This window comes from Marilutibacter aestuarii, from assembly GCF_006546775.1.
Classification (GTDB): Bacteria; Pseudomonadota; Gammaproteobacteria; order Xanthomonadales; family Xanthomonadaceae; genus Marilutibacter; species Marilutibacter aestuarii.
The window spans coordinates 1-1,076 of the sequence record NZ_VICE01000102.1 but is presented as its reverse complement, the minus strand read 5'-3'; the positions used below and the strand labels follow the sequence as shown (position 1 = coordinate 1,076).

The 1,076-nt window shown below is 65.9% G+C and carries 1 protein-coding gene; it reads right to left on the bottom strand.

Features of this window, described 5'->3' with window-relative positions; translation table 11 throughout:
• Window positions 1-1,076, bottom strand: a 1,076-nt coding sequence (gene tuf, locus FKV25_RS11060) for an elongation factor Tu (RefSeq protein ID WP_141518868.1), incomplete at both ends; no start/stop codon positions are given.

The window sequence follows — 1,076 nt, the reverse complement described above, 5'->3', positions numbered from 1 at the left end:
TCCACCACCATCTTCACGTTGTCGCCCGGCATCACCATCTCCACGCCTTCCGGCAGGGTCACGGCACCGGTGATGTCGGTGGTACGGAAGTAGAACTGCGGACGGTAGCCCTTGAAGAACGGCGTGTGGCGGCCGCCCTCGTCCTTCGACAGCACGTACACCTCGGCGTCGAACTGCGTGTGCGGGGTGATCGAACCCGGCTTGGCCAGCACCTGGCCACGCTCCACGTCGTCACGCTTCGTGCCGCGCAGCAGCAGGCCCGCGTTGTCGCCCGCCTGACCCTGGTCCAGCAGCTTGCGGAACATCTCAACGCCGGTCACCGTCGTCTTGGTCGTCGGACGGATGCCCACGATCTCGATTTCGTCGCCCACCTTGATGATGCCGCGCTCGATGCGGCCCGTCACCACCGTGCCGCGACCCGAGATCGAGAACACGTCCTCGACCGGCATCAGGAACGCCTTGTCGATGTCACGCTCCGGCTCCGGGATGTAGCTGTCCAGCGCTTCCACCAGCTTCAGGATCGCAGGCACGCCGATCTCGCTCTGGTCGCCTTCCAGCGCCTTGAGCGCCGAACCGTGCACGATCGGGGTGTCGTCGCCCGGGAAGTCGTACTTGCTCAGCAGCTCGCGCACTTCCATCTCCACCAGCTCCAGCAGCTCGGCGTCGTCCACCATGTCGGCCTTGTTCAGGAACACGACGATGTACGGAACGCCCACCTGGCGCGCCAGCAGGATGTGCTCGCGCGTCTGCGGCATCGGGCCGTCAGCGGCCGAGCACACCAGGATCGCACCGTCCATCTGCGCCGCACCCGTGATCATGTTCTTCACGTAGTCCGCGTGGCCCGGGCAGTCCACGTGCGCGTAGTGGCGCTTCTCGGACTCGTATTCCACGTGCGCGGTCGAGATCGTGATGCCGCGCGCCTTCTCTTCCGGCGCCGCGTCGATCGCGGAGTAATCCTTGAACTCGCCACCGAAACGCTCGGCGCCCACCTTCGTCAGCGCAGCCGTCAGCGTGGTCTTGCCGTGGTCAACGTGGCCGATCGTGCCGACGTTCACGTGCGGCTTGGTGCGCTCGAA